Source organism: Nocardioides sp. CPCC 206348 (assembly GCF_048654705.1).
In the GTDB taxonomy this organism is placed as follows: Bacteria; Actinomycetota; Actinomycetes; order Propionibacteriales; family Nocardioidaceae; genus Nocardioides.
Genome location: NZ_JBMCZA010000162.1, coordinates 3974 through 14414, shown reverse-complemented (window position 1 = coordinate 14414; position 10441 = coordinate 3974). Strand labels below are relative to the sequence as shown.

The following is a 10441-nucleotide window of genomic DNA, read 5'->3' as shown; positions in this document are numbered from 1 at the left end:
CCGATGCCGCCGCCGTACGTTCCGCCGACCCCGCAGGCGGGCGATCCCTCCCCGGAGCACGACGGCCGCACGATCACCTCGGCCCAGATGCAGGCCATGCGGGAGGGCCAACCGGCGGCGACCGTCATCACGCCCACGCAACCGGCACGGCCGATGATCTCCCTCGAGCTCTCCACCGGACGTGTGGTCCAGGTCCGCCGGCGGGTGCTGATCGGCCGCAGCCCCCGGGTGCAGCAGGTCGGCGGCAGCGCCAACCTTCCCGCCCTGGTCACGGTCGACGACCCGTACGTCTCCAGCACGCACCTGGAGGTCGCGGCGGACGGCGCGCGGATCACCGTCACCGACACCTCGACCAACGGCACCCTGCTCACGCGTCCGGGCCGGCCGCCGATCCCGCTCCCGCCCGGTGTCGCCACCGAGGTTTCCATCGGTGACGTCCTCACCCTGTCCAAGGGACTGACGGCCACCGTCGTCCCGGCCCCGGGACGCTGACATGCAGGCGCCAGAGATCCCGGGCTTCACCTTCATCGACCGCGTCGGTGAAGGTGGCTTCGCCGACGTCTTCCGCTACCAGCAGGACCTGCCGACCCGACAAGTCGCGATCAAGGTGCTGCGCAGCGGCAGTGACACCGGCTCGCTCGAGCTGTTCCGCGCCGAGGCCAACGTGATGGCCCAGCTGTCGAACCACCCCTCGATCGTGCCGATCTACCAGGCCGGGGTGAGCTCCGACGGTCGCGCGTTCCTGGTCATGGAGTTCTGCCCGCCGCCGCACGTGGCGCAGCGCTACCGCGCCCAGCCGCTCCCGGTCGGCGAGGTGCTCGACATCGGGGTCAAGGTCGCCAGTGCCGTCGAGACCGCCCACCGGGCCGGGATCCTGCACCGCGACATCAAGCCGCACAACATCCTCACCAGCACGTTCGGCGTCCCGCTGCTGACGGACTTCGGCATCGCGTCGGTCGTGGGGGAGTCCGGCGCAGCCGGTCAGGGCCTGTCCATCCCGTGGTCGGCCCCGGAGTCGCTGTCGGCCGACAGCCATGACGTCCGCAGCGACGTCTACTCCCTGGCCGCGACGCTCTACTCGCTGCTCATCGGGCATTCGCCGTTCGAACGCCGCGAGGGCCCCAACGACAACGCGAACCTGATCTCCCGCATCGAGCGCGGTCAGCTGACGCCACTGCGTCGGCCCGACGTACCCGCTTCCCTCGTCGACATCCTGCGGCGGGGCATGTCGCTGCAGGTCCAGAAGCGTCCCGTCTCCGCGATGGCGCTGGGCCGCCAGCTGCAGGACGTGCAGATCGAGCTGCGCCAGTCGCCCACGCGGCTCGAGGTCATGGACGCCTCGCCGTCGGCCCTGGTGGAGGAGCACCCCAACGATGCGCGCACCCTGATCCGCCCGGTCTCGGTGATCATCCCGGCCGCGGTCAGCGCCCGCCCGGCGCCGGTGCAGCCGGCGTTCGACGAGGTGACCCGCATCCCGGGCGCAGCGCCGGTCGAGACGGACGGGCACTCCGGCCGTCGTACCGCACCTCGCCGTGAGGAAGCAACGAAGCTCGGTCTGCCGGCCCGGATCGCGATCGGCGTCGTCGTCGCCGCGATCGTGGCCGGCGTCGGGTACGCGCTCGTGGCGGGAGACTCCGGTGGCGGCGACGACAGTACGGGACCGATCCGGGGCGAGGCACCCGCTGACCCGGTGGAGGCGATCGACGTGCCCGAGGCACCAGTGGTGAGCAAGTCGGGCAACGGAACCCGCTGGACGTTCCGCTGGGAGCAGGTCGAGCCCCGCGAAGGCGACGAGTTCAAGCTGGTGTTCACGGGCGATGGTGTCGATGTGACGGACGCCGAGTACACGTCGGAGACGAACAGGACCCTCACTGTGCAGAAGGACGCCACGGTCTGCCTCCAGGTGGCCGTCTCCCGCGCCGCGGGCCAGGCCTCGCCGCTCTCCAAGTCGGTCTGTGTGGTGGGAGAATGAAGCACCCCACGAGGCGCCGGTGGCGCAGGACCGCGTCCGCGTCAGCACTTGCGCTGCTGATCGGCACCCTCGTCGTGCTCGCCTACCGGTACGACGGCAAGCCGTTCACCGAGGTCGAGCTGAACGACGGCGGCGTGTGGGTCACCAACAACGACCTCGGCCTGGTGGCCCGGCTCAACCCGCAGATCAAGGAGCTCGACCTCGGTGTCGACGCCGGCAGCACCCGGTTCGACATCTTCCAGCGCGCCACGAGCCTCTTCGTCGACGACGCCTCGACGGATCGCTCGATCAAGCCCGTCGACGTCGCCTTCGCCGCCGTCAAGGAGCCCACGTCGCTGACGACCGGAGCCGTCGTCGCACACGGCGGCGACACCTTCGCGGTGGTCGACTACCTCAGCGGCAAGGCCTGGATCCGACCGGAGAACCAGTTCTCGAGCTTCTCTCCGAAGACGAGCAAGCCCGACATCACCAACGCCCTCTCCGCGGCCGTCGGCACCGACGGTCGGGCCTACGTGCTCGATCGCGAGGGCCGGGTCACCCCGTTCACGATCGAGGACGGCGAGGCGGTCGCCGACGAGGAGATCGACCTCGGCGGCGAGGGCGTCCTGCCCACCGACCCGGAGCTCGTCACGCTGACCGTCGTCGGCCAGACCCCGGTCCTCTTCAACCGCCCGGAGAACGAGCTGACGCGACCCGGTGCCGACCCGGTCGCACTGCCGACGGACGACACCACCCTGGTCGAGCTCCAACAGCCCTCGGGCGACGGCGAGGCCGTGTACGTCGCGACCCGCGAGGGCCTCTTCGTGACTCCGCTCAAGGGCGGGGACCTGGTGAAGACGAGTCGCGGCGCCGTCGCCGGCGCGCCCGCGGCGCCGGTCGTGCTGGACAGCGCGGAGTGCGTGTACGCGGCCTGGGCCGACCCCACCTCGCAGGACAACTACCTGCGCGACTGTGAGAACAACAGGTTCGACGACAAGACGCCGATCCCGGGCATGCAGCCCGGTGCCGACCTCCGGTTCCGGGTCAATCGCGACGTCGTGGTCCTCAACGACGCCAGGACCGGCGACAGCTGGCTGGTGCAGGAGCCCGGCAAGGCCAAGATCAACAACTGGCCCCAGGTCGCCCCCGAGAACCAGAACCGGTCGGAGCTCAAGGAGACGACCGAGAAGATCCCGGACCAGGAGAACCGGCCACCCGAGCCGGAGAACGACGACCTGGGAGCGCGCCCGGGTCGGGCGACCGTGCTGCCCGTGGTCGCCCTCAACGACCACGATCCCGACGGCGACATCATCAGCATCTCCAAGACGCAGCACATCAGCGGACCGGAGTACGAGGTCAAGATCGTCGGCGGCGGAACCCAGTTCCAGGTCGCCGTACCGTCGGACGCCGAGGGCACCTCGGTCTTCCGCTACTACGTGAGCGACGGGCGGGTGAACGAGGAGCGCTTCGCGGAGGTCCGGCTGACCATCCGCAAGGACTCCCAGCACACGCCGCCGAAGATGATGCCTGACCGGAAGCCCCGGCTGAAGGTCGCCCGCGGCGCCACGTCGAACTACTTCGTGCTGGCGGACTACTTCGACGCGGACGGCGACGACCTCACGCTGGCCGACGCGACGGCGCGCGGCGGCGAGGTCGAGTTCCGGCCGGACGGCACCATCACGTTCTCCGACACCGGGGCCGGAGCGAAGGTCACCGAGATCGAGTACACGATCGAGGACAGCTTCGACGTGATCCAGGGGAAGCTGCCCGTCCAGGTGCTCGGCGACACCGCACCACCCGAGCTCGTTGCCGACCTCGCTTCCGGCGTCGCGGGCGCCCAGGTCGTGGTCCAGCCCCTGACGAACGACCGGAACCCCGAGGGGCGCGACCTCACGCTGAAGAGCGTCAAGGTGATCGGCAACGACGAGGGCACCCAGATCTCCAAGGACCTCGAGTCCGGCACCTTCACCTTCAAGTCGTCCCGGGCCCGGAGCTACTACCTGGAGTACTCCGCCTACAACTCGTCGGCGACCAGGTCGTCGTTCATCCGCCTCGACATCGAGTCCCCACCCAAGGACAACCGGCCACCGGTCGCGGTCCGCGACAAGGCCACGATCAGCCCCGGCGGTACGGCGCAGGTCGACCTGCTGCTCAACGACCTCGATCCCGACGGCGACGTGCTGGTGGTCAAGCGGATCGGACGGCCCTCGATCCCGGGCGTGAAGGTGTCGATCGTCGACAAGCGGCTCGCCGTCGTCAGCTCGGCGAACGACATCATCGGTCAGCAGGCCACGGTCGAGTACGTCGTGTCCGACGGCAAGAGCTCCACCGTGGGGCACCTGGTGGTGGCCCAGCGACGGTCCGACCAGGCCAACCGCCATCCGGTCGCCAACAAGGACCAGGTGACCGTGCGCGCCGGGTCCGTCACGACGATCCCGGTGCTGGGCAACGACTCGGACTCCGACGGCGGCAAGCCGCGGCTGTTCCAGGACGACCTCCGCAACGACCAGGACCTCGACGTCTGGGTGGCCGGCGACACGCTGCGGCTGCGGGCACCGGAGGAACCGGGCAGCTATTCGGTCTTCTACGGCGTGCGCGACGACGACGGGCTCAGGGCGAGCGCCGAGGTGAGCATCTACGTCGTCGCCGACTCCGCGAAGAACAACCACCCGCCGTTGCCGCAGCCCATCATCGACCGCGTCATCAGCGGCCGGCCCAAGGTGATCTCGGTCGACCTGATCGGCGCCGACCCCGACGGTGACGCCGTGGCGTTCCGCAGCATCGTCGCTGCTCCGCAGAACGGCCGGATCCTCGACACCGGCGTGGACTGGATCCGCTACGAGGCGTTCGAGGGCAAGACCGGCACCGACTTCTTCCAGATCAGGGTCCAGGACAAGTACGGCGCCGAGGGCATCGCCGAGGTGCGGGTCGGCGTCGTACCCGAAGAGGTCGAGAACCAGCCGCCGGTCGCGCTCGACGACACCGTCCTGGTCCAGCCGAACCGCACGATCTCCTACAACGTGCTCACCAACGACGTCGATCCCGACGACGACCCGCTGCGCATCGACGAGCTCAACCCGACGGACGTCAAGCACGAGAACGGGTTCATCGAGGTCCCGATCGGTGATGCACCCGACACGGGCGCGAAGGCGACCAACGTCGGCTACACGATCGAGGACGCCGCCGGTTCCCGGGACAACGCGGTGCTCAAGGTCTCGGCGAGCAAGGACGCGCCGTTCTACGCCCCGATCGCGCGCGACGACGTGGCGGAGCTGGGCGACATCATCGGCCGCGACCCCGGCGACACGGTCGACATCGACGTGCTCGACAACGACCTCGACTTCGACGGCGCCAAGGCCGACCTGCGCGTCAGCGACTGTGACGCCGGCAGCAAGGGTTCCTGCGAGGTGACCGACGACGACACGACGGTCCAGGTCACGCTCACGGCCGAGGACCAGGTCGTGCTCTACCGCCTCGATGACGCCGACGACCAGTCCACCGGCACCTTCGGGGTCATCTTCGTCACCGGCACGGACAACGTCCCGCCGCAGCTGACGACCGACAAGGACCTGATCCCCGTCGAGGTCGATGCGGGCGAGACGCTCGTCTTCGACCTGACGGACCTGGTCATCACCCGCGCCGGTCGCCAGGCCCGGCTCGAGACCGGCACCCTGCCGAGCGCCGTGAACGGTGCTGCCTCCCCGGTGAAGGGTGCGCCCACGTCGCTGTCCTTCACTCCGAACCGCGGACACGTCGGGCCGGCGTCGGTCACCGTCGGCGTGAGCGACGGCAAGACCGCGGCCGAGGACGCCGCCCTCACGTCACTGCTGACGATCCCGATCGACGTCAAGCCGGTCGGCAACGTCGCGCCCACGATGCGCGACGCGGCGGTCGACGTCACCGCCGACGGCGACCCGGCCGAGGTCGAATTGTCCGGCCTGACCAGGGACGCGAACGAGGGCGACCTCGACGCGATGACCTACACCGTGGCCTCCGCCGACCCCGGGCTGTCGGCCGACATCCAGCCGGGCGACAGCGTCCTGTCCATCACGTCCAGTGCCGATGACGGCGAGGTGCTGAAGGTCAAGGTCGTCGCCGACGACGGTGAGGGCGGCACCGACGAAGCAACCGTGACGGTGCGTGTCGTGGGCTCGGACCGGCCGCTGCTGACGGTGCCGGACATCAATGTCACGGGGAAGAAGGGCGAGTCGATGTCCGTCGACATCGCCGACTACGCCGTGAATCCCTTCGAGGGTGAGCCGATCAAGGTCAGTGACCCGAAGATCGAGGGCAACGGCCGGCTGTCGGGCCTGAAGGTCGACGGCTCCGCCGTCTCGTTCACCCCGAACGGCTCGGGCCGGTCCACGGTCAAGGTCACCGTGTCCGATGCCTCCGACGACCGCGACCGCGACGTCGCTGCGCGCATCTACGTGGTCGTGCTCGACGTGCCCGAAGCACCCGCACGTCCGGTGCTGTCGTCGGTCGAGGCCTCCTCGGCGGTGCTGTCCTGGCGCGAACCCGAGGCCAACGGTGCAGCCATCGAGGAGTACGAGGTCATCGGGTCCGGCGGCTACAAGCGGAGCTGCCCGGCAACGACCTGCCGCCTGACCGACCTGACCCCGGGGGATTCCTACACGTTCACCGTGCGCGCGAAGAACTCCGTCGGCTGGGGCGAGGAGAGCCCTGCGTCGGAGGAGATCACCCCCAACAAGGCGCCGGACCTGATGACGCCACCGACCATCGTGGTCGAGTCGAAGCCCACCGGCGGCCGGATGGACCGGCAGCTCACGCTGCGCTGGACGCCGCCCACCAACGAGGGCTCGCCGATCACGTCGTACGAGATCAAGGAAGCCGGCGGCAGCACCACCTGGCAGGCACAGGGCGGCGCCACCTCGTACACGGTGCCCGGGCTGACCAACGGGATCCCGTACGCCTTCGAGATCCGCGCGGTCAACGAGGTCGAGCCGCGGCGTGACTTCTCCGGTGCCTCCAAGGCCGTCGCTCCCTTCGGTGTCCCCCTGCGGTCGGGCAGCGCACCCCAGCTGACGGCGAGTGAGGCCGACATCTTCACCCAGCAGCCCTGGGTGCGGATCGACTGGTCGAAGTGGTCGGAGTCGCAGAGCAACGGCAACGCGGTCTCGACGTACGTCATCAACTGCTCGGGTTGCGCGCGTTCGACCTACGAGGTCCCCGCCACCACGTCCTCGAAGACGTTCGACACCAACGACGGCATCCGCAAGGGCGAGACCGTCACGCTCTCGGTCGCAGCGAGGAACGATGCGGGCACCAGCGACCAGAGCCCCAGCGTCTCGGGCCGCCCGTGGACCAAGGCCGGTCCGGTCCGCGGCCTGAGGGAGGTCGGATCGTCGCCGGCCGACATGACCGCGACGATCGCCTGGGATGCGCCTGCCGACGACGGTGGCCTGCGGATCCACCACTACGTGGTGCAGAGCAGCACCGGGTGGAGCACCACGGTCGGCTCGGCCCCGTCCGGTGGCACGCCCATCAAGTTCCCGGACAACGGGCGGCACACGATCACCGTGTGGGCGGTCACCTACAACGGGGACCGTGCCGTCGAGGGACAGAATGACACCCTCGGCGACATCCTCACCTGGGGCAAGCCCGAGGTCCCCGAGAACACGTCGAGCACGAGCGGCGAGTACTACCAGGTCGACCTCAGGGTGACGGCGGGCGACGAGAACGGCATGCCCGTCACCGGGGTCCAGTACCGGGTGGACGGCGGCGCCTGGGTCGACCAGACCTCCGGCTTCCACTACCGGCCGGACGTCCCCGAGGGTGGCGCGACCAGGTCCATCGACGTCCGAACGGTGTCGTCGGCCGACGGCGACCGGAAGTACAGCGACTGGATCACGATCACCGGCACGTCGAAGGCCAAGGACTTCGGGATCAGCGTGAGCGATAACTGCGTCGTCGGCCGATGCCGGATCCACGTCTGGGGCGACGGGTTCGTGAAGGAGAACCGCGCCGCGACGATCTCGATCAGCGGCCTTGCCGTGGTCAACGCCGACAACTGCGATCCCTACAACCGCGACGTCAACGGCACGTTCGACTACCGGGTCGGTGGCAACAACTGCCGCTTCACCGGTTCGGGCTCCGCCACGGTCAGCACCAGCGGCCTCGAACGAACAGATTCACGCTAGCCCCATCCGTTGCCCCATCCGTTGCCCCATCCGGTGCCCGAACCCGTGCCGGAACCAGCGCAAGAAAAGGACACCATGTCGCTCACCACCGAACAGACCGAGTGGTTCTCGCAGACCTTCGCCCAGCTCGTCGCCAACGTCGAGCAGGCGATCCTGGGCAAGCCCGAGATCGTCCGGCTGGCATTCGTCGCCCTCCTCGCCGAGGGACACCTGCTCCTGGAGGACTACCCCGGGACCGGCAAGACGTCGCTGGCACGCGCGATCGCGCAGACGATCCAGGGCGACCACCACCGGATCCAGTTCACGCCCGACCTGCTGCCGAGCGACGTGACCGGCGTGACGATCTTCGACCAGCGCTCGCAGGAGTTCGAGTTCCACAAGGGTCCGATCTTCTCGAACGTGGTCCTCGCCGACGAGATCAACCGGGCCTCGCCCAAGACGCAGTCGGCGTTGCTGGAGGTCATGGAGGAGAACCAGGTCACCGTGGACGGCATCACCCACGCGGTCGGCCAGCCGTTCATCGTGATCGCCACCCAGAACCCCATCGAGCAGGCCGGCACCTACCGGCTCCCGGAGGCGCAGCTCGACCGCTTCCTGATCAAGACGTCGCTCGGCTACCCGGACCACGAGAACACCGTCCGGATCCTCGTGAACGCACCCAAGGGCAAGGCCGCGGCGGTGGTCAGCCCGATCATCACCGGCGACAACGTCCTCGCCATGATCCAGCTCGCCCAGCAGGTCCACGTCGAGCCCGCGGTCATCGAGTACATCTCGAGCATCACCGAGGCCACCCGTGAAGCACCCGAGGTCGTCCTCGGCACCAGCGTCCGCGCCGGACTCGCCCTGATGCGGGCCTCCCGGGCCTGGGCGGCGTCGTACGGCCGCAACTACGTCGTCCCCGACGACGTGAAGACCCTGGCCGTTCCCGTCCTCGCGCACCGGATGGTCCTCGACCCCGAGGAGGACTTCCGGGGTACGACGGCCGAGGACGTCGTACGACGTGTCCTCGAGCGCGTGTCGGTGCCGCTGGAGCCGGTTGGTCGTTGAGTCGATGAGTCCCCGCTCGTGGGTGGCCGGCGCGCGCCGTTCGCTCTCCGATCTCTCCCGTCGCCGCCAGGCGGTCGCGGGCGCCGTACGCGACGGCATGGTCGAGCGCACCCGGAAGGTGCGCGAGGTGGCCCGGCCCGTGACCGAGACGGTCACCGCCGCGGGCTGGATCGTCGCGCTGCTGGCGATCGCGCTGGTCGTCGCCGGGCCGTTGCTGCGCTGGCGCGAGCTGGTGATCGGCGGGATCTTCCTGATCGCGGTGCTGCTCCTCGCCATCTTCTTCGTGGTCGGGCGCCAGCCTCTGGTGGCGCGCCTGGACCTCGCGCGCGAGCGGGTGATCGTGGGGGAGCGGGCCAACGGCTACCTGTCGCTGACCAATCCGACGCAGCGGCGCTCACGCTCGCTCGTCGTCGAGTTCCCGGTCGGCGCAGGTCGCGCTGCCTTCGAGCTCCCGGCGCTGGCGCCGGGCGCGATGCACGAGGAGCTCTTCGCCATCCCGACCGCCCATCGGGCCGTGCTCGATGTCGGCCCGGTCGTGGCGGTGCGTTCCGATCCGCTCGGGCTGCTGCGCCGCGAGCGGCACCTCAACCGGATGGACACCCTCTACGTCCACCCGAAGACGCTGCGGGTGGACGGGTCGGCCGCCGGCCTGGTGCGCGACCTCGAGGGCCGCACCGTCCCGAAGATCTCGGACAACGACGTCTCCTTCCACGCGCTGCGCGGCTACGTCCCCGGCGACGACCGCCGCCACATCCACTGGAAGTCCAGCGCCAAGACCGGCACCCTCATGGTCCGCCAGTTCGAGGAGACCCGCCGCTCGCACCTGCTCACGATGGTGAGCTCGCGGCTGGAGGACTACGCCAACGACGACGAGTTCGAGATGGCGATCTCGGTCGCCGGCTCGCTCGGGACGCAGGCGCTCGCCGACGGCCAGCAGCTCAGCGCCGTGTCCTCCCACGGGACGCTGCCCTCGGGAGGCGCGCAGCGGTTCCTCGACGGGCTGTCCGGACTCGCCTACGACTGGAAGGCCGGCCGACTGGTCGACGTCTCCCGTCGCCTCAGCGGTGACGGGCTCTCCGCGAGCGTGATGGTGCTGTGCGTCGGCTCCGGCGTGACCATCACCGACCTGCGCCGCGCCCGCCAGTACCTGCCCGTCGACACCCGGGTGATCGCGATGCGCTGCCTCGTCGGCCAGGAGCCGTCGGTGCGGTGGCTCGGTGACCTCGCCGTCGCGACGGTCGGACGGCTCGAAGAGCTCGGCGTCGCCGTACGACGGGTTTCA

At 69.7% G+C, this 10441-nt stretch carries 5 protein-coding genes; all 5 read left to right on the top strand.

What is annotated here, in order from left to right:
- The coding region (locus ACOADB_RS12045) for an FHA domain-containing protein (protein ID WP_378598582.1) at positions 1–492 on the top strand (492 nt) is incomplete at its 5' end.
- A 1-nt stretch (position 493) separates the two neighbouring features.
- Complete coding sequence (locus ACOADB_RS12040) at positions 494–1972, top strand: serine/threonine-protein kinase (protein WP_378598579.1); 1479 nt, start codon at positions 494–496, stop codon at positions 1970–1972.
- The gene (locus ACOADB_RS12035) at positions 1969–8112 is read left to right on the top strand and encodes an Ig-like domain-containing protein (RefSeq protein WP_378598576.1); all 6144 of its coding nucleotides are present in this window, start codon (positions 1969–1971) and stop codon (positions 8110–8112) included. The genes ACOADB_RS12040 and ACOADB_RS12035 overlap by 4 nt, the downstream gene beginning before the upstream one ends.
- 75 nt (positions 8113–8187) lie before the next feature.
- The gene (locus ACOADB_RS12030; protein ID WP_378598573.1) at positions 8188–9159 is read left to right on the top strand and encodes an AAA family ATPase; all 972 of its coding nucleotides are present in this window, start codon (positions 8188–8190) and stop codon (positions 9157–9159) included.
- 4 nt (positions 9160–9163) lie between these two features.
- On the top strand, positions 9164–10441 hold a 1278-nt coding region (locus tag ACOADB_RS12025), incomplete at its 3' end, for a DUF58 domain-containing protein (RefSeq protein WP_378598570.1).